The sequence below is a fragment of the Roseivirga spongicola genome, assembly GCF_001592965.1.
Lineage (GTDB): Bacteria > Bacteroidota > Bacteroidia > Cytophagales > Cyclobacteriaceae > Roseivirga > Roseivirga spongicola.
The window spans coordinates 1,161,498-1,185,400 of record NZ_LRPC01000028.1; the positions used below are offsets into that span (position 1 = coordinate 1,161,498).

The window sequence follows — 23,903 nt, forward strand, 5'->3', positions numbered from 1 at the left end:
TCTTTGAGATCTTTGCGTGAAGTTACCCCTGTGGTCTCTAAGTGAAAACCTTATAGATTATTTACTACTCGTTTTTTTCAAGCTGAGAGCGCAAAGTTAGTCGCAAAGCTCGCAAACGGTTTTCTTTATTTCAATGTTGCCTACTCTTTGCGTTCTTACCGTTAATTCTTCTCTGTGGTCTCTGAGAGAATCATTTATAAATTATTCACCACTCGGTGAATATCGTTTTTTAGGATCTTTGAGTTGAAATTGATTAGTAGCCCAAGTTTCTTATTCGATAGTTTTAAATAAGTCAATAGCTGAGCATAGTGTACAGGTGCTAATGTTTCAACTGATTTAACTTCAATGATTACCTTATTTTCAACAAGAAGGTCAACCCGATAGCCTACTTCCATCTTTACCTCTTTATAAAGAAACGGTAAAGGAAGTTGTTGTTTCACATCAAGACCAGATTCTCTCAGATCATAAGCCAACGCATTTTCATAAGCAGATTCTAATAAACCTGGACCTACATTTCTATGCAAATCTATGGCAATACCAATGATTTTATATGAAATTTCGTTCTCGGTCATGTGCTTATTTCACACAAAGAACGCGAAGGGTGCTACGGATTCTTTGTGTAATATCTATCCGTACTCCCTCTCTGCGATCTCTGCGTTCATTTCCCTTTGCGGTCTCTGCGTGAACCCTCTTTGCGAACTCCGCGTGAACATTTTAAGAAATCATTTCTTTATATATCACCTCATCGGCAGATACATTCTGATTAAGTTTCTTGCCTATCAACTGATCTTTTTGTGCCCACTGAAATCCATCTCCTGGACTGAGCAGATGCACATCGGCTTCAGAGATTACTTCGCCTTGTCGCATATCTCTTTTGGTTGCAATACTGCGCTCTAACTTCACCTTGGCCGCAGAAACTGCTTCACTACGCTCCTTCTTCATCTCACCAAAAGCCATTTCAAGATTACGGATATCACGCACCATTCTACGCATTCCATCGGGAGCTAAAGAGCCTGCTTGATCGGTTCCTTTCATGGTTCTATCGAGCGTAATATGTTTTTCGATTGTCGTTGCCCCCATGGCCACAGCAGCCAAAGGAATAGATATACCAATACTATGGTCAGAATAGCCTACTTCAAAATCGCTGTACTTTTGTTTTAAATAGTGAATACTATTCAGGTTAATATTCTTGTACTCACTCGGATACTGAGAAAGGCAGTGTAAGATGGACACTGAATTATGATGCTTCGTGATTACCTCTAAAGCATCATCTATTTCTTGTTCTCCTCCCATCCCAGTAGAAATCACCATGGGTATTTTAGTTTCAGCCATAGCATTCAAAAGAGGTAAATTGGTAAGGTCTCTACTGGCTACTTTGAGTCTATCAGGTGTAAATAGTTTGAGCATACTTAAGCAACCGATAGCGCAAAGTGTCTCGACAAAGTCCAAGCCCTTTTCTTTGGCATATTGATACAATTCAAAATGCTGCTCATCATCCAGTTCTAGTTTTGCTCTATGTTCACCGTAGGTTTTACCAAAACTATGTGGACTGTCATATGGCCTGTTCATAGCTGAAGCAGAGAGCTCTTCTGCTAAATCACGCTTGGTAAGCTTCACAGCATCCCATGGTTTTAACTCTAAGCCAAAAAGCTCATCTTTAACCGGTTGTGCGGCTTTATCGATTAAGAGTTTAGCTAAATCTACTGAACCATTGTGATTCTGACCTATTTCACCAATTAAGTAGGTATGTGGCATCTTTAAGAGTGTTGAATTTTTAATGTCGAATTTTTAATGAGCACGATAAAGTATAACACTCACTTATTAAACTGATCAATTCCTTCACGCATAATCAATTTAATCTTAGGATTAGCGTCAACTAATTCAATTAGTTGTTCAAGACTAGCGTTGGAATTAGCCAATTGGAGCAAGCTATGCATATTTTCGAAATCGGCTGGTGTGTCTATTGTAAAGCGAAGATCATTTCTGTGCAAAATCGCTGAAGGTGCCTCTTCCAATACTACATTAAACTCATTTGGATTACCATAAATAAAGTTGGTTACGTGCTCGGAATAGAAGTCTCGCTGGTCGTGATTTTGTAATAAAACTAAGGCTCGCTTTAATGCCGAAAGGCTCACTCCCTCTACAAACAGACCCCAGTGAGTTCTGATGGCAGGGGTTCCATCAGCGTTGCAAAAACTAATATAGTCTACACCGTTACTCAGTTCATTCATATAGTGTGAAGCTTGCCCAAACTGCAGAAAAGGATTATCAGAGCAAACTCTAACGAGTTGCTTTGCATTATAGTGCTCTGCACAATCTATAAATCGTTGCAGGACATTATACTCCTCTCCTCTAAAACACTCTACTTGATTTTTCTGAGCCCAAGCTTCAAGCAAATCATCCGCTTGGTTACTGCTAGTCGCTAAAACAAAGGGTATATCAAGCTTCTTTAAAGCTTCCAACTGTAGGTCTAGCAAGCATTGCTCTCCGATTAGAGGCTTCAACACCTTGCCTGGTAAACGAGTAGAAGAAAGCCTGGCTTGAATGATGATGAGGTTACGAGGCATGGAGATCTTCAATGACTTTTTCGTAAAGGCCAACAACCTTCTTCACAGCATACTGTTCGGACAACTCAATCGCCCCTTTTGAGCAGTGTGACATCAAGTTAGGCGACTCTTTTAACTTTTTAATAGCTAAATCCATATCTTCAAGGGTTTCACATACTACTCCATTTTCCCAGCTTTGAATCCATTCTTCAGCGCCATAGTCATTGAAAACAAGAGAAGGGACACCTGCTGCTGCACACTCAATAATTCCTTTAGGAAAACCCTCGGACTTAGAGGTCAAAATATGCAGATCACACTCTTTTAACTTTTCTAATAATCCAGAGTGAGTTAACATCCCCAAATAAGTAAGGTTATTATAAGAGTTCGAATTCAGAATATTCTCCAAGAAACCACTATCCTTTCCAATTATTAGGAATTCTATTGAAGGATGGAGTTCCGATAGAGCAACAAAATCATTTACTCTTTTCCTTTTCATATCATTTCCTAAAAATACGATACGCCTAATACTTTTTCTTACGAAGCTTACTTTTCTGAATAAAGCGGTATCTATAACTGGAGGTAGAATCAAATCCTCAGAATTAATTCCATGTTGCTCATGGTTATACCTCCTCATGAAAGAAGTGATTGAAAATGTTTTAGTAGTAAAACTATAATTCTCTTTTGCCCTTGGAACCGTACCTAAAACAGATAAGGCTGTAGTTAGTGCTTCTTGGTCTATGACATTTTCTACAGTTTTAAAACATTTTCTGTTAAAAAGTTTTACTAGCGATCGTTGAATCCTATAGTTGTTTCCTCTTGGTAGATAAGCCACATCCGACTTCTGGATTCCCCAGAAAAAGCCCAACCATTGAGTGAACTTCACTGGATACTTACAATTAAACGTTGTAACTCCGGCAATAGAAAACCTACCCAGGTTGCCGTGATTAATCTCTAAGGCGTATAGTTCAAATTTTGATTTATCTAAATATTTAGCCAAGCTCAAACAGTTTAAATTTTGAGCATTTGTTTGGTTGATGTACGCACCTAAGAATACTTTAATTTTCTTCAAGGATAGTCTTTAATTGATTTTGCAAATAGACCTGATTGAAAGTGAGGCCTTTATTGTAAGCATTGTTTGCGATTTTATTTAATTCATTTGAATTTCTAACCCAAGAAACTACTTGGTCTGACATGTTCTGCACGTCCATATAATCTACTACAACACCACAGTCATTCGCTATAAATTCCTCAGCTCCACCACAGTTTTTAAAACATATACTTGGCGTCTTAGCCAAGGCATTCTCTAACACCACCAATGGAAAAGAATCCCATCTGGATGTCATCAAAAGGATGTCGAAAAGCTCATAAATTTTTTCTGGAGCACTTGTTTTGGGTAGGAAAATGACTGAATCTTGCAGAGAAGTTTTCTTTAAATCATATAGTATTCTTTTTTCAAAAGGTGACTTTGCCTCAGTATTTAAATCACCCATAGCACCTAACCAGACAAAATGAGCATCCGGGCACTTTTTAACAGTCAGCGCACAAACTTGTAAAAAGTAGTCAACACCTTTCTCCCAGATTAATCTTCCAGATCCTCCTATGATTACTTTACCTTTTTCTTTAAGCTCAAGTAGTTTTTTCGGAGAATCACCAATACTCAATTCTTTTCCTTTGTTTGCAGCAATTCCATAAATCACCTGGACTTTTGCGCCCTTATCTAAGCATTCTTTCAATGAATTAGCATTTGCATTTGATGGTGCGACAACTTTCAAGTGTCCATGGTTTAAGCTATCTCTTAAAGCCTTGAATTCTCCTCTTAAAATGGTTTTAATTGAATGGGTACTCTCTGGAAGTCGTAGAAAAAAATGTTCGAAACTTTCGAAAGAAAAGTTTTTAATAAAAAACCATGATGATGAGCTATTGGCTAATCCAATGTGAAAGGATTTCTTTTTTACTAAAGCCTCATACTTGCTTCTTACCAAGCGATACCTAATCTTCTCATACAGGTTATTCCTCTTATTTCTCGAGATAACCACTGTTCTTCCATAATTTGAAAATTCCTTTTCTAACTCCCCTGCCTTGAGTATTACGATTGTACATTCAAAGTCTAGGTCGATATTTTGTAAAGCACGTATAAACTCTAAAAGTGAAAGTGGGGCACCACTTCTATCAGCACTATGTGCAATAAATAAGTACTTCAAAACTTTTTATTATTGGAGAATGACTGTTGGCTAACCCTTCAAAGTTCTAATTAGCTCATAGTATTGAGTCCCTATTCTCTTTAGGCTATGTTTTTCAACGACATGCTCAGAATTCTTTTTTCCAATCATGGTTCTCATCTCATGATTTATCAATAGATAAACTATAGCCTCACTTATTTCTTCTATAGATTCATTTGAAAAAAGATAGTCACTGTTTTCATTCGGTAATAGATCAGAAATCGGTTGGAGTTTTGTAGCAACAACCGGTAACCCCAACTTCATATATTCCATTACAACATTAGGCTGTCCTTCGTAATCACTAAAAAAAAGACCTATATCAATAGACTTCTCAATAATAAATCTCTCCGCATTATCTATAAAACCAACACAGAAAATAAAAGGGCTTAGATGTTTAAATTCAGAATATTCATCCATTAGTGTCTCCGTATTTCTCCCAACTATGTAGACTCTGAGAACACCTTTGTATATCTCCCGAACTTTAGACATAACGCTTAGCAAAACATCATATCTCTTAGGGGGTCTATGATTTGCCACCATAATTAAGCTCAACTCATCTTCATTTTTTTCCTCTGAACGAACCTGATAGAATGATTCTGAAATGGCATTCGGAATTATTTTGATTTCGTAAGAAGAGCGAATTTCTTTTGAATTTAAAAGGGAAAAGTTCTTGGCAGCTAATTTAGAATTACTGATTACTTGATCTGTACATTTCAAAGCCAAATTCTGCCAGAAGCTTTCTTTAAATCTAAATTCAGAACTTCTTATCCCCCAGATATGAAATTTGACTCTTGGGGAAACTTTACTGGCAACAGCAGATAACAAACAAGGTAATTCGAGAAAAGCTATCACACCATCAACTTTATTGATAATAAAAAAACGAGATATCCTTAGGATATTAATTGGTGTATTCAATGATGAATTTGAAAAGTTAAAAACCTTGTGAGGTATGCCTTTTTGGTTTAGGATTGAAAACAATGGGTTGTCCTGAGATTCCTTTAAAAATAGAAAGAGTGGCTGAATCTGATTCTCTTTTCTCAGATATTCTGCAAGACGTATCAATTGCACCTCTGCTCCACCCACAAGTGGCACCCATAAAAAGAAAGCTACTTTCAAATCTTAGAATAAATTGAGTTCGAAAAGTTTACTTACCCAGATCAATCAAGTGTTTTCCCATGGATATAAGGTATTTACCTGATTTTATTAATATTCGAGAACCAAGGTTTTTTTTTGGAATAGGTGAAACCCTAAATACAGTCTCACCTTTGTAATCATCTATTACTTTATTTACCTCCTCATAGAGCTGTTTAAATTCAGCTTTTTCTAATTTATCCTTGGACTCTTTTAGAGACTGATAAGCATCAAGAGAATTGAAAAAGTTGATATTGGCCTCCGCTCTTGCATGTTTGTTTCCTTCTAACCAACCATTTAATAAGATATTATAATCTGAATCAATATTCAGATTCCTCGACCAATGAGTTAAAAATTGACATGCATCTCTACGGTGTTTATGAGCATGAAAAAAACCTTTTCGGAAGTAATCCAAATCATATTGATAATAGTCATGGATACCATAAATGTATTTGTCAATTACATTTAATAAGCCCTTTGAAGCAAGCTTCTTATAAGTATCAGACTCAGGTCTATGGTTCTGATTATTTTTTTCAAGAAAAGAAAGTGCCGTTTTAAGATGTGCAGAATTATATAAATGAGGTCCTCCTCCTCTAACAGTTCCAAAAACCTTATCTATTATATTTCCCTGATATATATATAAATTATCTCCAGATACCGAGGCTCTTTTAGTCATTTTGAGAATACAGTCATCTGTCATCAATATGTCTGCATCTACAGCCAAAGTCCATTTCCTTTTCTCAGAAATGCCGATTTCAAAAGTTTTTTGAACAGCCTTCCAAAAAGGCCTTTCATGTATAACAAAAACCTGGCTCGATGGAACCTGCTGTTCTACAATGTATTGACAAAGTTTTTCGGTTCTTTCCCCCGCAGCTCTTATGACAACTGTTACATCCAAAATTAACCCTGCACTTTTCTTCTTAATCGATTGAAAAAAGAGCTTCTCTTCGCGAACCTTGAGTTGTCTATAGCATGACAGCCTACCCAGTTCTGAAACACTCCGATAGCCGGCTCGGGGTCTTCATAACTAAAACAAAAAGGAATCTTTCTTGCGTATTCCGAACCTGATTTTAATCCAATACAAAAGAGATAGATGGAAGCATTCTTGTGCCCATTGAAGGTCAAGTAATGAAGGTCTAATCCATTTTCCTCATACATACGTTTCATCGTAAGTGGAGTAAAACGCCAAAAATCACCATAGTCTGCATGCATTTCCTGCAAAAAAGGGACTATTACAATTACTACATCTTTGGAAAGTTGGCAGAGATTATGAAATGCCTTCTGAACTTCATAAACATGCTCGAGAACTGTATGGTTAAAGACCACGTCAAAACTTCCTTTTAAGTCTTCGGGCAAATCTTTTGTCAAGTCCAAAAATATTTCCCCTTCCTGACCCTGAAAGCCTCTGGCCTCAGCCTTATAGTTAGTGATAGTATAACTTGAGGCATTGACAAAATAATCCCGATATTTCCTCCCTTCTTTATCTATATCCTTCCATCCACTTACATTGGCAATGCTTCCTTCAAAAAGGTGGGCAAACTTCTTTAGTTCCCTATTACTCCATACTCTAGGTAGTCTAAACCTTCGGTCAATGAAGGGATCATATTCTTGATTGTTCTTCATAACTTTTATTTTTACCAATTTGCATAAGTCAGGTATTATCAAGAATTCATGTAAACCAAAATTACTGAACCTAAATAAAAACCAATTGTGCTAGATTAAATAATCGCTCATTGAATAATAGGCAGGTCCAATCGCTTTATTCGTTTTGCAGGAACTCCAGCAACCAGAGTGTAAGGCTCAACATCCGAATTAACAACTGCTCCCGCTGCTACTACTGAGCCTTTTCCTATTGTAACTCCTGCTAAAATTGTGCATTGACTTGCTATCCAAACGTCATCCTCTATTTTAACTGCCTTTTCGTAATGGGTCCTAGGATATTGCAAAAGGTTTAAGCCGTGTGTAAGAATGATTGTATAAGGGCTGATACGTACGTTATTTCCAATAATGACAGATTCTCTAGCTGCGATCAATACGCCTTGATTTAAAGTGCAATTATCCCCTATAGAAACTTTATTAGGATTGATAATATCAATAAACCCATAAAACTTGACCCCTTTTCCAAGAGCATTTAATCTCTTCCTGTAGAAATAATTATATTCATCCGATATAGTATTGCTTTTTATATAGTGATCAAATCTTATCCAAAACCTAGTTATCAACCTAGCTACTCTAGTTTTCATTCTTAATCCAAACATGATCGACTAAAACTTCCCCTTTATTAATATTTGTTTTTGAACCTGTAGAATAGAAATCTTCCTCTAAAACCTCAAATTGCAAAACTCTTTCAATCCTATCTTGCTGATCATTGTTCAAATTTACCTGAACACTAAAAAAATATCGACCAGGAATCAAAAAGGGAGAGTTGACTCTACAAAGTACTTTAATGTTGTTTTCAAAACTTTTTAAAAACAAAGATGTTTTTGTCATCAGGGTTGAACATGAAAAAATATTGGTTTCCCTTTCGTTAAAAACCCTAATCCCTATATCCAATTTACCTTGAGCACTTTTGTTAGATAAATCAATATCGAAAACTAATGTATCCCTAATCTTAATAAACCTGCTCTCATTATCCGGATAAACATCAACATGACTAATCTGAACATTTCCCATGCCATTAGGTATCCTAGACTTGAAATCCAATAATTCATTCTGCTCAACGGATATCTTTAAATAATTATCTATTGCCTCTTTTACTTCCAAATTAAATCTTATCATTCCCTTATCAAGTACGAGTGCTGAAGAACAGAGATTCTCCACTGCTGCCATATTATGACTCACAAATAATACAGTTCTCCCATCTCCTTTGCTTACATCCTGCATCTTACCGATAGCCTTCTTTTGAAATTCAGCATCACCTACTGCAAGCACTTCATCTACTATTAGTATTTCAGGTTCCAGAAAAGCTGCTACAGCAAATGCCAAACGTACTTTCATACCAGAAGAATAGCGCTTCACAGGTGTATCCACATAGCGAGCACAACCTGAGAAATCGATGATCTCATCTAGCTTAGCTCTGATCTCAACTTTGGTCATTCCCAAGATAGCACCATTCAGGAATATATTTTCTCTTCCAGTAAGTTCCGGGTGAAAACCAGTACCTACTTCCAAAAGGGCACCAATTCTTCCTTTCGCTGATATTCTACCAGTTGTGGGCCCGGTTACTTTTGAAAGGATTTTTAAAAGTGTACTCTTCCCTGCTCCATTCTTACCAATAATACCTAACACTTCACCCTGCTTTACTTCAAAGTTGATATCCTTTAAAGACCACACATAGTCAGAATTCCCAGCCTTTGAACGATCATTGGTTTCTCCAATTTTTAAGAAAGGATCCTCTTTGCCTCGGACTTGAGCCCACCAGCGGTTAAGATCATGACTAATTGTACCAGTACCAACCGTACCAAGCCGGTATTGCTTAGAAAGGTTTTCTACCTTTATGGCTATCTCACTGTCACTCATATTATCAGTTAACAACCTGTTGTGAAATCATCAATCTAAATTCGTACATAACAAATTATACAGTGTCCATAAAGTTTTTCTCGGTACGATTAAATATCGCCAAGCCAATAATAAAAAGAACAATAGCAAATACAGTTGAATACAGAAGATGCCCATAGTCCAATGTTCCTGTACCTAAAAACATATACCGGAAAGTTTCAATTATTGGCGTCATTGGGTTAGCCATGATGTATATTTTATATTCCTCTGGAATACTAGATAGGGGGTAAATTACGGGTGTTCCATACATTAGTAGTTGCACTCCAAAAGTAATTAGGAATTTAAGGTCACGATACTTGGTGGTTAAGGCCGAAAGAATGAATCCAAACCCTAAACCTAAAAGCATCATTATAAAGATCAGAACAGGAAAAAGAGCCAGTTCTCTTTGTATACTCAAATCAAACTGCCTTGAAACAACATAATAAGCATAAAATGCAAAAAAAAGGATCAATTGAACCCCATAAGTAACCAGATTGGTAATAGTAATAGAAATGGGCATTATAGCTCTTGGAAAATAAACCTTTCCAAAGATGTCGGCATTCTTTGAAAAGGTCTCCGATGTTTTAGTCAATGAATCTGCAAAGTATCTCCATGAAGTTACACCTGCCAGATAAAAAAGCATTTTAGGAAGCCCATCCGTTGAGAGTCCCGCTACGTTACCAAAGATTAACACATAAGTAAGTGTTGTCAGAATAGGTTGAATAAAATACCAGATAGGTCCTAGGATAGTTTGCTTATACTGTGCCACCAAATCCCTTCTAACAAATAGCAACAACAAATCTTTGTATTGCCTTAATTCCTTGATCTTTAAATCAAAAAGAGCCGATTTAGGCTCTATAACGGTATCCCAATGTTCCTGACTCAATTCTTAATCCTATTAATGAAAGATTTAGACCCTTTCGTTTTTTCTTCATCTGAATAATACCCTCCACCATAATTTCCATAACCATAACCATAACCATAGCCATAACCATAGCCATAACCGTAACCATAGCCGTAACCGTAACCATAACCATAGCCTCTATTCACTTTGAAGTCATTGAGTAATAGGGTGGAGTTTTTGACTAATCCCTTCTTGGTGATGTCGTTCAAGAAGGGAAAGACTTGTTTTACTGTATAGTTCTGGCGAACAACAAAAATATTAAGATCCGCCAAAGGAGTTAAATTGAAGGTATCTGCCACAATACCAATTGGTGGAGTATCTATGATTACCTGTTCGTAATCTTCTTTAAGGCTATTGATCAAATCCTTCAATCCTTGAGAAATCAACAACTCAGCTGGATTAGGTGGCACAGGTCCCGCTGCAATTAGGTCTAAATTTTCATAAGGTGTTTTCTGGATAATCTTGTCTCTCTCTACAAAACCTGCTAGGTAGTTAGAAACGCCAAAATCATTTGTTAGGCCAAAGTCATTATACAGTTTGGGCTTTCGCAAGTCTAGGCCTACCAAAACGGTTTTCTTTCCTGAAACCGCCAGCATAGAAGCTAAGTTCAGGGAACAGAATGACTTGCCTTCTCCACTAGCATTAGAAGTAAGTAACACCGTCTGAATTTTCCTCTCCCTTCCGAAAAAAGCCAAATTGGAGCGTATAGCTCTAAAAGATTCTGACATGATAGACTTCGGATGCTCAAGTACAGCCAAGTTCCCATCGTACTTATTGTGACCAATCATACCGATAATTGGAATCTGAGTTAGCTTTTCTATTTGCTTCCTAAATTCAATCTTATCATTTAAGAATTCCTTTAAGGCGAAGAACAAAAGTGGAATGGCAAAGCCAACACCCGCAGCTGCCGCGTAGTTGAAAGGCTTATTAGGAAAAACAGCCTTCACGTTAGGAGTAGCCTCATCTACAATTCTTGAATTAGCTTCATTAGACGCTTTTAAGATCCCGGCTTCAGCACGTTTCTGCCTAAAATAGAGGAACATATTGTAATACATGTCATAGATTCTCTCTGTATCGCTATAATCTCTTTTAGCCGAAGGAAACCTATCGAATTGCCTATTCAATTGAACTAACTGGGCATCAGTACTCTTAATTTCATTTTTTAATTCATTAATCTTTAGACTTATGGTTCCACTCAAAAACTTAAGCAATCCGTCTATTTCATTGTCAAGACTGATCATAGTCGGAGTTCTATCCGATAAGATTTCTGCTTTCTCCTTTCTTGTGGCATACTTTTCTTGAAGTTGCGATACATAACGTTCTAGCTCAACTTGTAAGGATGGAGAAACAGAGAATGATACTTGATCTATACTATCTCGCTGATTTAACAACCTTAAATTATCTTGGAGATTCCTAACAGTCAGTTCGTTTATTCTTTTTTGAGCTTCCAACTTTGAGATTTCACCTATAATATTGGAACCCACGTTATCAATAGAACTTACTTTATTCTCAATTTTTACATCGTCCAATTGCGAGGCATAAATGCTCAATGTGTCCTGCAGTGCAGCCATTTGAGTATTTACATAATTAATAGTCTTCTGAGCTGCCTGATTCTTTCTGTCTAGCTCTTGAGACATATAGGCATACATAAGTGCATTGAGAAAATCTGCCCCCTTTCGAGGATTTGTATAATTCAAACTAAGGGCTGCAATGGACGTAAACTCACCTTGATAAGTAACCCTAAGCCTACTAGACCATTCGTCAATCAGTTTGTCTCTGGAGCGTAAGGTGAAATTGTAAACCTTTCCACTTAAGTCTCTAGATGAAGTAAACTCTAACCTAACTGCCAAATTATCGGTTACCACATCTTGATAAGGCTGAAAGAGTTCTTGAGACGGGTTATCAGAATTGGTCTTATAAATTTTGAAATTATTACCTTCCACAAACTCTACAGTAAAAGGCACTTCGTAGGTTTGATTTTTCCCTGCCAACGGAACTACTTCAAACGGCAGTGAATTGTATTCTTCAATGGTCTTAATTCTCCCTACAGAATAATATTGAACATCGAAGTCGAGCGTATCTAATGCCAAACCTGTCATTTTCTCACTTTTCAATATTTCTAGTTCATTTAAAAACTGAGAAGTATTGCTGGAAGTGAAGAATTGCATAATGCTCGGATCGATATTCGGATTTGTATCCGGAATAAGCAAGGTGGAGCTAAGCTTAAAACGTTCGTTGGTATATCTATGATAAATGAAAGCCACCAACAAACCTAGAAAGACCGAAACCACGAAGATCGGCCAGTTCCTAATCACCTTGATTAGGATTAACCTAGGGTCTATGGTGCTTTGATTGCCAGAGTTGGCACTGCTTTCGTTATCAAAAAAATCGAATTCGCTAGCCAATTAATTATTACTTAAAACACTGATAACTAACACTGTACCTGAAATTACCGAGACAATGGTGGCAAAAGTCTGCAAAGCGGTTTCACCAGTTCCTAACTCACGAATCTTTAATGGGGCAACATAGATTAGATCATCTGGCTGAATAAAAAACAGCTCAGACTCAATAAATTTGCGCCCCGTAACGTCCACTTCATGGATTTTAACACCATCAGGGTATTGGCGCATAATAAGTACATGATTTCTATTGGCGTTAATAGTCAAATCACCAGCTCTGGCGATTGCTTCTAGCAAGTTCAAATCGTACTGTCTAACCAACTGTGGGCCGGGGTTATTCACCTCTCCATATATTGTGAATGGAATACCACTTAGTTTTACGCTTACCCCAATATCTGAAATATCGGGTCTAATCAGATCTTCAATTTGCTTTTTAAGCTCAGTAGTGGTGAGACCAGCGGCATTTACTTTTCCCAAACTGTTAATTTCAATCTTTCCGTCTCTATCCACGTTATAACCAGTCATGTAGGGATCATTATTATTGTTCCCATTACCATTATTTCCACCTCCGTTTTGGTTACCCATTCTCAAGAGGTTGTCAGGGCGAGCAAAAATTGGATAGTACTTCTCTACTTCACCTAGTTCTCTACTGTAGAAATTAATTAAGAGAATATCATTGGGTTGAAGTTTGTAATCTACTCTTGAAAGTGCAATCAGTTGATCATTGGACAATGCCTCTTCATCCTCCTTATTCTGCATGTAAACGATCTTCTCGTTTGGAATACAGCTACTAGCTAATAGGATTACAAAAAGAAAGCCCATAAACTTAATAGCTAGAGGGCTTCTGTTTTCTTTATTTTTCATTCGATATCGTTGCTTGCCTGCTGACCTAGCTCAAAAGCTTCTTTGCACATGGTCAGGAAATCATTCATTTTATGAAGAGGCACCATATTTGGCCCATCGCTTAAAGCTTCTTCAGGTTTAGGGTGCGTTTCTATGAAGAAACCATCTACTCCAACTGCTCCTGCGGCTCTGGCTAGAAAGGGTGCAAATTGCTTCTGCCCTCCTGAGCTCCCTCCCATACCACCTGGTTGTTGAATGCTATGAGTAACATCAAAAACAACTGGGGCATGTTGGCGCATTACTGGAAGTGAACGCATATCTACCACTAGGTTATGATAACCGAAAGAAACTCCCCTTTCGGTAAGAATTACTTTCTCGTTTCCGGTAGATTTAACTTTGTTGACTGCGTACTCCATATCTTCTGGTGCCATAAACTGTCCCCTCTTGATTTTCACTGTTTTACCTGTTTCACCAGCAGCTAAAAGAAGGTCGGTTTGTCGGCATAAATAAGCGGGAATTTGCAATGCTTGCGCCACGTCACTCACAGGTTTCGCTTGGTACGACTCATGAATATCAGTGACTATTGGCAACTCGAAATCTCGCTTGATTTGGTCTAATACGCTCAAACCATCGTCTAACCCTACCCCTCTGAAAGATTTTGCCGAAGTACGGTTGGCCTTATCAAACGATGCTTTAAAGATATACTGAATATCGAGCTTCAAGCAAATTTCCATGAGTGTTTCTGCTACCCTCGCACATACGTCATAAGACTCTACAGCGCATGGACCAGAGAATAAAACCATCTTTCCATTTCCAACTTCAATAGAATCAGAGAGTTGAAAACTCTTCTCAAATTTCTTCATATCAATTCCTTAATAATATCTTCATATCGGTTTTGAGCCTCCAAGACCAAATCGGCCAATTCGCGAAGCACCCCTTCTCCACCTTTGGATTTCAAAACTAAATCAACGTGTTCCTTCACTTTGTAGTGCCCATCGCTTGGTGTACAAGACAAACCACAACGAACCAACACAGGCAAATCATTGATATCATCGCCCACATAAGCAATTTGCTCATCGGTAAGCTGCCACTTCTCCTTTAGCTTTTGGTAGGTTTCGAGCTTATTCTTGATACCATGGTAGTGTTTATCGATCTTTAGTTCTTCACAACGGTTTCTCACTACTAACGAATCTCTACCTGTAATAACTGCTGTGTAAATCTCAGCTCGCTTCAGGTATTTGATTATTTGCCCGTCCTTTACATTGAAGCGCTTAAATTCCATTCCTGCATTGTCGTAGACAATACCTCCATCGGTCAACACACCATCAACATCGAATATGATAGCCTTAATTTTTCTGGCTTGCTCTATAGTTTTTTCTGAATAGCTCATTGGATTATAATGCGGCAAAGGTAGAACGAATACAACTTACAAAACAACTTGAGGCCTTGCCAAACTAAATCTCCTTTAAGATTCTATATATTAAGAGGAAATTTCAGCATCTATGAAGATTTTCAAGTTCGTCCTGTCACTGATTTTAGCGATAGGAATTTTCTATGCATTGAACACCAAATTTGGCCAAATCCCTCCACTTGGCAAGTTTCTAAGTCCTAACCAAGGAGTATGGCAAAACGAAATTACTGAAGGAGAAGAGAAGGCTTATGAGATTAATGGTCTTTCAGCACCAGTTCAAATTCACTACGATGACCACTTAATTCCGCACATTTTCGCTCAAAACAATACTGACCTATATAGAGCCCAAGGATATGTAACCGCTCAAAATAGACTTTGGCAGCTAGAATTTCAGACACATGCATCGGCCGGAAGGCTTTCAGAAATTGTGGGGAATGCTGCCTTGGAGTATGACAGGGGACAACGAAGAAAAGGAATGGTTTACGGAGCTGAAAGGGCCTTGGAAAACATGAAAAAGGATAGCGAGATGCTCGGGTATTTAGAGGCTTACCGCGATGGAATCAATAGCTATATTGAATCACTATCTCCTGCCAATTATCCTGTAGAATATAAGCTCCTCGATTACAAGCCAGAGCCTTGGACCATGAAAAAAACAGCTCTATTGTTAATGTACATGACGGACATGTTGGCCGGAAGAGACTCTGACTTAGAGTTCACCAACTTTGTGAACAAATATGGAAAAGAACGTTTCGACTTCCTTTTTCCGGATTTCTTCGATGTAAACGACCCTATTATTCCTAAAGAAAGAGACTGGAGCAGTTGGGAAGTTTCGGTACCAGAAGTGCCTGCAAGTGAATACATGCTTGACTCCATACAAAAAGTTATGGAAAAGCCTCACCCAGACAACGGAAGTAACAACTGGGCTGTTGGGCCTGAGAAATCTTACTCGGGAAATCCAATCTTAGCCAACGACCCTCACCTTCAACTTAACTTGCCTTCTATTTGGTATGTGATGCAATTGGCCACCCCCGAGAAAAACACCTTTGGTGCTACACTTCCTGGTGCGTTAGGCATTGTCATCGGCTTTAATAATCACATTTCATGGGGAGTTACTAATGCTACTCGCGATGTTAAGGACTGGTTTAAGGTAAAGTTCAAAGACGAAAACAAGGATGAATACTGGCATGATGACCAGTGGAAGTCAACGACTAAAAGAGTTGAAGAAATTGGAATTCGAGGAGAAGCCACCTACTACGACACCGTTGTCTATACGCATCATGGGCCTGTCAGCTACGATGACACCTTTAAAGGCAATGAAGAAAAAATGGGCTATGCCATGCAGTGGACAGGCCATTTAGGTGGCAATAATCAGAGAACTTTGATTGAACTGAACGCAGCCAAAAATTACGATGAATACAAAGAGGCTCTTGTTCACTTTTTAGCGCCTGCTCAAAACTTTATCTTCTCTTCTCGCGAGGGAGACATAGCACTTTGGATTCAGGGAAGGTTTCCAAATAAGTGGGAAGGACAAGGCAAGTTTCTTCTGGATGGATCAAACCCCGAGCATGACTGGCAAGGTTGGATTCCTCAAGAACACAATGCTCACATAAAAAATCCAGAAAGAGGTTTTGTAAGCTCAGCCAACCAACACCCGGTCGATGAGAGCTATCCATACTACGTATTCAATGATGGATATGAAATGTACCGAAACAGAGTGATCAACAATTTTTTTAGATCAAAAAACAAGTTCACTATTCAAGACTTCAAAGACCTTCATAGCAACAATTACAATCTAAAGGCAGCAGAATTACTTCCTCATATGCTAGAGGTAATGCCTAAAGAAGAGTTAAGCAAAGAAGAATTAGCCTATTTGGAAGAAGCCGGAAAGTGGAATTTCTACAACGAGATTGACTCCAAGGGAGCTAGTATTTGGGAAGCTTGGTGGACTAGATTGAATAGAATGGTATGGGACGAAGTGAGAGATAGCCAAGAGGCTATAGATGCTCCTTTTGTGTATCAGACAATATACCTTCTGAAGAATTACCCAGACGATCCTTTTATGGACATAGCTTCTACCCCAGAAGTCGAAACTGCCAATGACCTATTTTTGGCCTCGTTCAAAGAAGCTGTCAAAGACTTAAACACTTGGAAGTCAGGACTTGGTGATTACCAGTGGGGCGATGTAAAAGCTACTTATGCTGGCCATTTACTTCAAGCACTACCTGCATTTTCAAGGTTCAACATACCTATTGGAGGTAATAGTGGAATTGTAAACGCAACGTCCAAAAACCATGGAGCCTCTTGGCGTATGATCGTAGAAATGTCTGACCCACCAAAAGCATTTGGTGTTTATCCAGGTGGACAATCGGGAAACCCAGGTAGTAAATTCTACGATGATTTGGTAGATATCTGGGCCGCAGGCGAATATTTAGAACTCAACTTTATGCAGTCGGCAGAAGATCAAACTGGCGTTTCATTCACTCAAACACTAAACCCTAAACAATGAAAAAGCTTAGCAATTTTATACTTACCATCATTTTAGGCGTCATTCTATCTCTTTTCCTTCCATGGTGGGCAGTTATGCTAGCTGCCTTCTTGAGTGGTGCAATCGTTCGCCTACGAAATGTAGCGGCCTTCTTTGTTCCGTTCGGGGCAATCGCATTACTTTGGATAGTAAATGCTTGGATGCTGTCTAGTGCCAATGACTATACTTTAGCGAGCAAAATAGCTGTATTACTACCTCTTGAAGGAAACGTGGTTTTACTGATTCTGGTAACAGGGGTTATTGGCGGATTAGCAGCAGGAATTGCCGGACTTTTTGGTAATCAGTGCCGAGCTATTATGGCCAAGGAAGATTAATGACTGAAATAAAGACTAAGCCGCATTTTGTAATCGATTTTGATAGCACCTTCACCCAAGTGGAGGCGTTGGACATTTTGGGGGAAATCTCCTTAGAAAATCACCCAGAAAAGGAGCTTCGCCTGCAGCAAATAAAAGATGTAACTGACCTTGGTATGGCTGGTGAACTGTCGCTTCGTGAATCTCTAGATGCCAGAATAAAAATCTTAGATGCCAAGCAATCTCACCTAGCAGAATTAGTTAAGAGATTGAAAAAATTGATTTCGAAGTCGATCAACAGGAATAAGGCTTTCTTTCAAGAGAATGCGGAGAATACCTTCATTGTTTCTAATGGCTTTAAAGATTTTATAGTACCCGTTGTTACTGAATTAGGAATTAAAGCAGAGCATGTTTTTGCTAATGACTTTGTTTTTGATGAAGCTGGTAATATTGTAGACTTCAACAGAGATAATGTTCTTTCTTCCAATGGAGGAAAAGTAACGCAAATTGAACAACTTAGACTTCAAGGAGAAATCCACATGATTGGTGATGGTTATACCGATTATGAAGTAAAAAAGGCCGGAGTTGCTAAGAAATTCTGGGCCTTCACTGAGAATATTGAACGCGATAGCGTGAAAGCCAATGCTGACCACATTGCACCGAGTTTTGACGAAATACTTTTTGAAAATAATATGAGCGGAGCCCTTTCCTACCCTAAGAACAGAATTAAAATGCTCCTTTTGGAGAACGTTCACGCCAATGCTTTAGCCAAGTTAAAAGCAGATGGGTTCTCAGTAGAAAGCTACCCTGCTGGCTTGGATGAAGATGAACTCTCTGAGAAAATCAAGGGCATACACGTACTTGGCATTCGTTCTAAAACTCAGGTTACTGCTAAAGTTCTGCAACATGCAGATAAGCTAATGGCCATTGGCGCTTTTTGCATTGGCACCAATCAAATTGACTTAGAAGCAGCCTTGGCAAAAGGTATCGCGGTGTTCAACGCTCCTTTTAGCAACACTCGTTCTGTGGTAGAGTTGGCCATTGCTGAACTCATTATGCTTATGCGTGGCATTCAAGATAAGTCGAATGACATGCATCAAGGAAGGTGGTCTAAAACTGCTTCAAATAGTAATGAAATTCGTGGCAAAAAACTCGGTATTATAGGCTACGGAAACATTGGTTCGCAGCTTTCGGTATTGGCCGAAAATATGGGGATGCAAGTGTACTACTACGATATTGAAGAGAGACTTGCTTTAGGAAATGCAACTAAATGTGACTCATTGGAAGAGCTTTTAGGATTGGCAGATATGGTAACACTACACATTGATGGCAGACCAGAAAACAATGGCTTTTTTACCGAAGAGCACTTCAATTTGATGAAAGATGGAGTGATATTTCTAAACCTTGCAAGAGGGCCTGTGGTAGATGTACCTGCGTTAAAAGCCGCCATCGATTCTGGAAAAATTAGGGGCGCTGGTGTAGATGTTTTCCCTGAAGAGCCTAAGAGCAACTACGACCCATTCGAATCCGAATTAATTGGTTTACCGAACACCATCTTGACTCCACATATTGGCGGAAGCACGCTGGAAGCTCAGGAAAACATAGCTGATTTTGTACCGAACAAAATCATGGATTACATTAACACCGGGAATACAGCCTTGAGTGTGAACTTTCCAAATATCACTCTCCCTTCTTTACAGAATGCGCATCGATTAATTCACATCCATGCTAACAAGCCGGGGGTACTAGCAAAGATTAACAAAGTACTAGCAGAACATGATGCCAATATTGACGGTCAATACTTAAAAACAAATGAAACCGTTGGTTATGTGATCACGGACATTAACAAAGCTTACGACAAAGACTTGATCACAGCCCTCAAAAAGATTGAGCATACTATTAAGTTCAGGGTGTTATATTAACGGATTAATCAAAACAAGAGGTCTTTCCGTTGCTTTTAGCATTCAGAAAGACCTCTTACCTTTTTCAACTACTTATTACTGTCATTGGCTATGGTAATCACAGGCATCATCATTCCCCTATCTTCATGTCTTAAAATATGGCAATGGTAAACCCAGATTCCTGTTTTATTGAAGTTATCGGCAACAACAGATGAAGCACCCTCTCCGGTTTGATTAGGCACATTAAACCAATAACGTACTTTCACATAACCATGGGCTGGTATGGTAATAGTATCCCACCAGTTGCCAACTATAGCGTCAACGCCAATTTCCCCTTGATATATTGTACCCGGAACAGCACCTTTAGCTGGCATGGCCTGTCTTTGATCTATATCTGAATCTGAAGCGGTTACAGCTCGCATAAACCAATCTTGTTGGGTATTACCATCTGAATCCACATATTTCTGATAGGCCAATTGACCAACCTCCACTACAAAGAATGGATTAATGTGAATATGAAAAGGATGGCTCACATCAGAATTGTTAATGAGAATCCATTCTTCGGCAGTTTGTGCAAGAGGTAGGCTATCTACTAGAGTCTTATTCTTATCATAAAACGTACTCTTCACATTAACTATAGAAGGTCTAGATTTTGTAACCGTTTTCGTACCAATAGTCAAAGTTGTATCTGCAATACCTGTGAGAGCCGACCAAGAGGGCTTTCCTATGCCGCTGTAGGCAAAAGCATCACCCTTCTTTGTTATTGATTGATAGTAACCAGGGTTTGTGAAATAATAATTGTCGCCAACTTTATTCGTATAGTTCTGTGCAAAGAAGTCTTCGAAACTAAGGTCTTGGCTAATACTCTTATTTTTTTGATCAGTTGGTGATTCAAGTTCAGATGGGTCGGTGAATGGTGCTCCTATAATTGAATCTGCTTTAGGATTACCAATCATATCATTAAGTTCAAAAAACCTACCATTCAAAGTAAATTGGTTTACTCCGCCATTAAACCCATTGGCAGAAGACACATTCACTTTAATCCCAGACACATCGAACATTACAGGCCTAGATTGAAGTATATCCGAGTCCTTAATTTTAGACACGTATGATGGCGCATTTCCTGAAGTGGTTGGCGCGATACTCTTCAAGTAAGTGTTACTTGGGAATTTTGGAGTCGAATTAGCCGCAACCGGTGCGCCAGACACCTTAACACTGAATAAATCTGCGTCAGTAATACTGCCATTAAAATTATAAGGCTGCCATTTCCCAACCTCACCTTGTTTAAACTCGCTCTTGGTTGCAAAATCTACATCAAGAAAGTTACCATCTTTGATGATCTTGGTTTTAATTAGTGGAATCAGTGATGTACTCTTGTTTCCATTCCAGTTCTGAATAAACTCACCATAATTCTGACCTGATGAATCTACCTTAGCGAACAAATAAGGGTTAGATTTAGTAGGTGCAGCTTCTGGCCAAAAAGAAGAAGTATTGGTTACTGAATTGTATAGGATCTTATGGCCATTTGTCTGACGGACCGCAATAAAGGTGCTATCCCCTGAATCACTTACAATCACCGACTTATAATCTTTAAATAAAGTATAAGTTCCTGCTCCTAACTGCACCAAAAAGTCTGACCTGTTTCCAGGGGCAAGCAATGCCGGGTTCTCGGCAGTAACTGTATCCAATTTAGAGAGGGTTATACCGTCAACTGCAGCCAAGAAAACTGGTATGGATTTATAAATCTTAACCTTCTTCTGAACATTCTTTTTATTGGCAATAGTGGTATCCTTTTCATACATACCTAACCAAATCTGGCTAAAAGCCCTGTGATTAGTACCTGCATTGACCATCCTCCACCTTTCAAGCTGGTTTGGACGAATGTTTAAAGTATCCATTAGTTTACCGTTTACAGTAACCTGAATATCCACATTAGTAGCTCCTCCAGGATTGGCCGGATTAGCAATGGAATCTATGTGTCCTTTGCTATTACCCTTGCCATATTGAGCCCCAAAATTCGTCAGTTCTTGAACTGCCAAAACTCTATCGTGATAGGTTTGCCAGTCTGTGAGATCATATGGAGTTTGATTTCCCCCTCCAACAACTGATGAGGGATGACTTGGGAAGGGAACTATGGCGTTAGATTCACTTTCCTGAATAACTATGGTACCAGCAAGTCCATTCTCTACTTGAGCAGATGTAGAACCATGCTTATGTGGATGATACCAGTGAGTTCCTGGTAAATGTGTTGTTGGAATTTTGTATTGATAATCCCAAGAACCAGGCTTTACGCTTTGATCTGATACCGAAAATGGATTCAGCTTTCCTAAATCTGAAACCGGTGCATGCGCATGATGAGGAGCATCATAACCGGCCGTATCAATTCCCTCAGGTACAATAACTATAGTAACATCATCTTTGGAAGGGTCAACGTGAAGACCATGAACGTGAAGGTTAGTATTATTTAAGTTGTGAGGTATATTTATTTCACCACGAATACTATCACCAATCAACACCTCATCTGGGTTAAATTTCTTGCCCATCAACTCTTCATACTTTTGCATAACATCACTTTCGGCTGGGTTGAGCCTGTTTGCAATATTCACATTCAAAAGGTCACCAGGTTTAAAGTAAAAGGTTGGCCCCGGAAGCATTTCTATGGTTTCATCTAAGCCGTATGCTCTAGTCCATATTTTTCCCCCAGCTACTCCTGGTATCCCATTAATAGAAGTCTCACCGAACTGAGTGTATAAAGTTGTACTTAGAACCCCATCAATCGACTCTATTTTTTGAGGCAAGAACTTGATATTTTTAACGAATAACTGAGTGGAAGCCTCCTGTGTCAGGTAAAGAGTTACCTTATTTGAACCTTGCACCAAAGCCGACTCTGGGATTTCAAAAACATCGACATGGAAGTTGGGAATAGTATCTGAAATTGGCTTTTTAGTTACAACCTGAGACCCATTACTGTTTTCAACTTTGATATAAATTGGATCGTGCGGCACCCCGTTAACCAAAGCTGCAGCCACTTCCATGGCCATTTGTACTCGACCAGGTTTATTGAGATTCAAGTCAAAAGTAAGGCCAGCTCCATTTGTGTTAGAAAGTGACCATGTATTATATTCTTGTCTAAAAATGGCTCCAGACTTAGAGAACAAACTAACAGAATTAATTGTGGAGGAACCCGTTGGTTGAGTTGCTGTTGGTGTACTTGTAGACAAATCTACCATAGCATAAGAAACAGGATCTGCAATATCGACCATATGGTCCGAATGTTTTTGCCCATCCTGAAGAGGCATGGCTTTGCTCGAACAACTCTGGTTGATCAGAAAAAAGCACAAAATAAATACGTAGAGAAAATTAGTTGAAGGTCTCATAATTATTGTGTTGTGTTAATTGAAAATTCACCACTAATATAAAATTTTCAACCCAAACTTTATCATCCTCAGAAATCATTCTCCATTTGTAGCCATTGTAAAAACAGGTATATTGTGACCTGAATTCAAACTAACACACACATGAGAACTAAAGAGATTATTGCAGCACTACTATTGCTATTGGCTATTGCAGCATGTTCTGAAGACGAACCTTCACCAAGCTTTTCAACAGCTACTTATCAAGGAGAAATAAGCATTAACCCTAACAACTTTCCATCTGGTGCTGGGCTTAACCTCACCCTAGGAGATACAGGAAAAGTAGTCCAGTTAGACGATGAAGCGGCTTTTGAGTGGGATATTAAAATAATGACCATAAGAACAGGACAAGGTGGTCGCCCTGGTATTTTCTTATTTGGCGACACACAATCTAATGTGAACACTCAGGCAGTAAACGTTTCTGAAAATTTCAATATCGGTTTAGGTCTTAGCGGTTTCAATGCCTTCAGTGAAGTATCTACGGCTATGCAAAACCAACTTTCGGCCGATGGTACTTTTAACTTCGACCCTAAAACAGACACAGACGGTTCTGGAAAACCAGATGCAGACAAACTCGCTACCGCTTATCAAAGCCTAGTTATAGGAGATAGAGTAGTAAACCTTCAGGAAGAGAACCAACCCGTATTCCTTGTCAAAAGTAGATCTGGAGCTATTTTCAAATTCCAAATGGTAAACAGAGAAAATGGAGGTAAAGCCACTTTAAGGTGGAGCAGATTTGCACTAGATGTAATAGAATAACT

20 protein-coding genes are annotated in these 23,903 nt (G+C 38.7%); 4 read left to right on the top strand and 16 right to left on the bottom strand.

Annotated features, from left to right (window positions below; translation table 11 throughout):
• Window positions 1-194: 194 nt before the first annotated feature.
• The 15 genes from AWW68_RS17030 to AWW68_RS17100 form a co-directional block, all read right to left on the bottom strand.
• Window positions 195-572, bottom strand: coding sequence for a GxxExxY protein (locus tag AWW68_RS17030; protein ID WP_068223738.1), 378 nt, complete (start codon window positions 570-572; stop codon window positions 195-197).
• A gap of 142 nt (window positions 573-714) precedes the next feature.
• Entirely contained in the window at window positions 715-1,755 is a 1,041-nt protein-coding gene (locus AWW68_RS17035) for an N-acetylneuraminate synthase family protein (RefSeq protein ID WP_068223741.1), read from the bottom strand.
• A 59-nt stretch (window positions 1,756-1,814) separates the two neighbouring features.
• Window positions 1,815-2,567 carry a cytidylyltransferase domain-containing protein gene (locus AWW68_RS17040; protein ID WP_068223743.1) on the bottom strand — a complete coding sequence of 251 codons (753 nt, stop codon included), beginning with the start codon at window positions 2,565-2,567 and terminating at the stop codon, window positions 1,815-1,817.
• Complete coding sequence (locus tag AWW68_RS17045) at window positions 2,557-3,543, bottom strand: glycosyltransferase family 4 protein (protein ID WP_185101285.1); 987 nt, start codon at window positions 3,541-3,543, stop codon at window positions 2,557-2,559. Before AWW68_RS17045 ends, AWW68_RS17040 begins: the two co-directional genes overlap by 11 nt.
• A gap of 58 nt (window positions 3,544-3,601) precedes the next feature.
• Complete coding sequence (locus AWW68_RS17050) at window positions 3,602-4,747, bottom strand: glycosyltransferase (RefSeq protein WP_068223750.1); 1,146 nt, start codon at window positions 4,745-4,747, stop codon at window positions 3,602-3,604.
• Between the two features lie 30 nt (window positions 4,748-4,777).
• Complete coding sequence (locus tag AWW68_RS17055; protein ID WP_068223753.1) at window positions 4,778-5,881, bottom strand: glycosyltransferase family 4 protein; 1,104 nt, start codon at window positions 5,879-5,881, stop codon at window positions 4,778-4,780.
• 28 nt (window positions 5,882-5,909) lie between these two features.
• On the bottom strand, window positions 5,910-6,794 hold the full coding sequence (locus AWW68_RS17060) for a hypothetical protein (RefSeq protein WP_068223756.1): 885 nt from the start codon (window positions 6,792-6,794) through the stop codon (window positions 5,910-5,912).
• Between the two features lie 2 nt (window positions 6,795-6,796).
• Window positions 6,797-7,519: a class I SAM-dependent methyltransferase gene (locus AWW68_RS17065; RefSeq protein WP_068223759.1), complete on the bottom strand. Its 723-nt coding sequence runs from the start codon at window positions 7,517-7,519 to the stop codon at window positions 6,797-6,799.
• A 107-nt stretch (window positions 7,520-7,626) separates the two neighbouring features.
• Entirely contained in the window at window positions 7,627-8,139 is a 513-nt protein-coding gene (locus AWW68_RS17070) for an acyltransferase (protein ID WP_068223763.1), read from the bottom strand.
• Window positions 8,129-9,415, bottom strand: coding sequence for an ABC transporter ATP-binding protein (locus AWW68_RS17075; protein WP_068223766.1), 1,287 nt, complete (start codon window positions 9,413-9,415; stop codon window positions 8,129-8,131). Before AWW68_RS17075 ends, AWW68_RS17070 begins: the two co-directional genes overlap by 11 nt.
• Before the next feature lie 55 nt (window positions 9,416-9,470).
• On the bottom strand, window positions 9,471-10,319 hold the full coding sequence (locus AWW68_RS17080; protein WP_068223769.1) for an ABC transporter permease: 849 nt from the start codon (window positions 10,317-10,319) through the stop codon (window positions 9,471-9,473).
• Window positions 10,316-12,742, bottom strand: a complete 2,427-nt coding sequence (locus AWW68_RS17085; protein ID WP_068223774.1) for a GumC family protein — start codon at window positions 12,740-12,742, stop codon at window positions 10,316-10,318. The genes AWW68_RS17080 and AWW68_RS17085 overlap by 4 nt, the downstream gene beginning before the upstream one ends.
• Window positions 12,743-13,600: a polysaccharide biosynthesis/export family protein gene (locus tag AWW68_RS17090; RefSeq protein WP_068223777.1), complete on the bottom strand. Its 858-nt coding sequence runs from the start codon at window positions 13,598-13,600 to the stop codon at window positions 12,743-12,745.
• Window positions 13,597-14,442: a 3-deoxy-8-phosphooctulonate synthase gene (gene kdsA, locus AWW68_RS17095; RefSeq protein WP_068223779.1), complete on the bottom strand. Its 846-nt coding sequence runs from the start codon at window positions 14,440-14,442 to the stop codon at window positions 13,597-13,599. The genes AWW68_RS17090 and kdsA overlap by 4 nt, the downstream gene beginning before the upstream one ends.
• Window positions 14,439-14,969, bottom strand: a complete 531-nt coding sequence (locus tag AWW68_RS17100) for a KdsC family phosphatase (RefSeq protein WP_068223782.1) — start codon at window positions 14,967-14,969, stop codon at window positions 14,439-14,441. Before AWW68_RS17100 ends, kdsA begins: the two co-directional genes overlap by 4 nt.
• Window positions 14,970-15,081: 112 nt before the next feature.
• On the opposite strand from AWW68_RS17100, the gene AWW68_RS17105 reads away from it, so the two are divergent.
• Genes AWW68_RS17105 through serA form a run of 3 tightly spaced genes read left to right on the top strand, consistent with a single transcriptional unit; the run spans window position 15,082 to window position 19,750 of the window.
• On the top strand, window positions 15,082-17,496 hold the full coding sequence (locus AWW68_RS17105; RefSeq protein WP_068223785.1) for a penicillin acylase family protein: 2,415 nt from the start codon (window positions 15,082-15,084) through the stop codon (window positions 17,494-17,496).
• A complete protein-coding gene (locus tag AWW68_RS17110) occupies window positions 17,493-17,849 on the top strand; it encodes a hypothetical protein (RefSeq protein WP_068223788.1) in 357 nt (118 codons plus the stop codon). Before AWW68_RS17105 ends, AWW68_RS17110 begins: the two co-directional genes overlap by 4 nt.
• An 8-nt stretch (window positions 17,850-17,857) precedes the next feature.
• Entirely contained in the window at window positions 17,858-19,750 is a 1,893-nt protein-coding gene (serA, locus tag AWW68_RS17115) for a phosphoglycerate dehydrogenase (protein WP_394364990.1), read from the top strand.
• 68 nt (window positions 19,751-19,818) lie between these two features.
• Here serA and AWW68_RS17120 read toward each other — a convergent pair whose 3' ends face one another.
• The gene (locus AWW68_RS17120; RefSeq protein WP_068223794.1) at window positions 19,819-23,028 is read right to left on the bottom strand and encodes a multicopper oxidase domain-containing protein; all 3,210 of its coding nucleotides are present in this window, start codon (window positions 23,026-23,028) and stop codon (window positions 19,819-19,821) included.
• 219 nt (window positions 23,029-23,247) lie between these two features.
• Here AWW68_RS17120 and AWW68_RS17125 point away from each other — a divergent pair, with 219 nt between their 5' ends.
• Window positions 23,248-23,901, top strand: coding sequence for a hypothetical protein (locus tag AWW68_RS17125; protein ID WP_068223797.1), 654 nt, complete (start codon window positions 23,248-23,250; stop codon window positions 23,899-23,901).
• Window positions 23,902-23,903 lie beyond the last annotated feature (2 nt).

Coding starts and splice junctions, on each gene's coding strand:
- AWW68_RS17030 (WP_068223738.1), bottom strand. CDS start 572: ATGACCGAGAACGAAATTTCATATAAAATCATTGGTATTGCCATAGAT.
- AWW68_RS17035 (WP_068223741.1), bottom strand. CDS start 1,755: ATGCCACATACCTACTTAATTGGTGAAATAGGTCAGAATCACAATGGT.
- AWW68_RS17040 (WP_068223743.1), bottom strand. CDS start 2,567: ATGCCTCGTAACCTCATCATCATTCAAGCCAGGCTTTCTTCTACTCGT.
- AWW68_RS17065 (WP_068223759.1), bottom strand. CDS start 7,519: ATGAAGAACAATCAAGAATATGATCCCTTCATTGACCGAAGGTTTAGA.
- AWW68_RS17070 (WP_068223763.1), bottom strand. CDS start 8,139: ATGAAAACTAGAGTAGCTAGGTTGATAACTAGGTTTTGGATAAGATTT.
- AWW68_RS17075 (WP_068223766.1), bottom strand. CDS start 9,415: ATGAGTGACAGTGAGATAGCCATAAAGGTAGAAAACCTTTCTAAGCAA.
- AWW68_RS17090 (WP_068223777.1), bottom strand. CDS start 13,600: ATGAAAAATAAAGAAAACAGAAGCCCTCTAGCTATTAAGTTTATGGGC.
- kdsA (WP_068223779.1), bottom strand. CDS start 14,442: ATGAAGAAATTTGAGAAGAGTTTTCAACTCTCTGATTCTATTGAAGTT.
- AWW68_RS17100 (WP_068223782.1), bottom strand. CDS start 14,969: ATGAGCTATTCAGAAAAAACTATAGAGCAAGCCAGAAAAATTAAGGCT.
- AWW68_RS17105 (WP_068223785.1), top strand. CDS start 15,082: ATGAAGATTTTCAAGTTCGTCCTGTCACTGATTTTAGCGATAGGAATT.
- AWW68_RS17110 (WP_068223788.1), top strand. CDS start 17,493: ATGAAAAAGCTTAGCAATTTTATACTTACCATCATTTTAGGCGTCATT.
- AWW68_RS17120 (WP_068223794.1), bottom strand. CDS start 23,028: ATGCCTCTTCAGGATGGGCAAAAACATTCGGACCATATGGTCGATATT.
- AWW68_RS17125 (WP_068223797.1), top strand. CDS start 23,248: ATGAGAACTAAAGAGATTATTGCAGCACTACTATTGCTATTGGCTATT.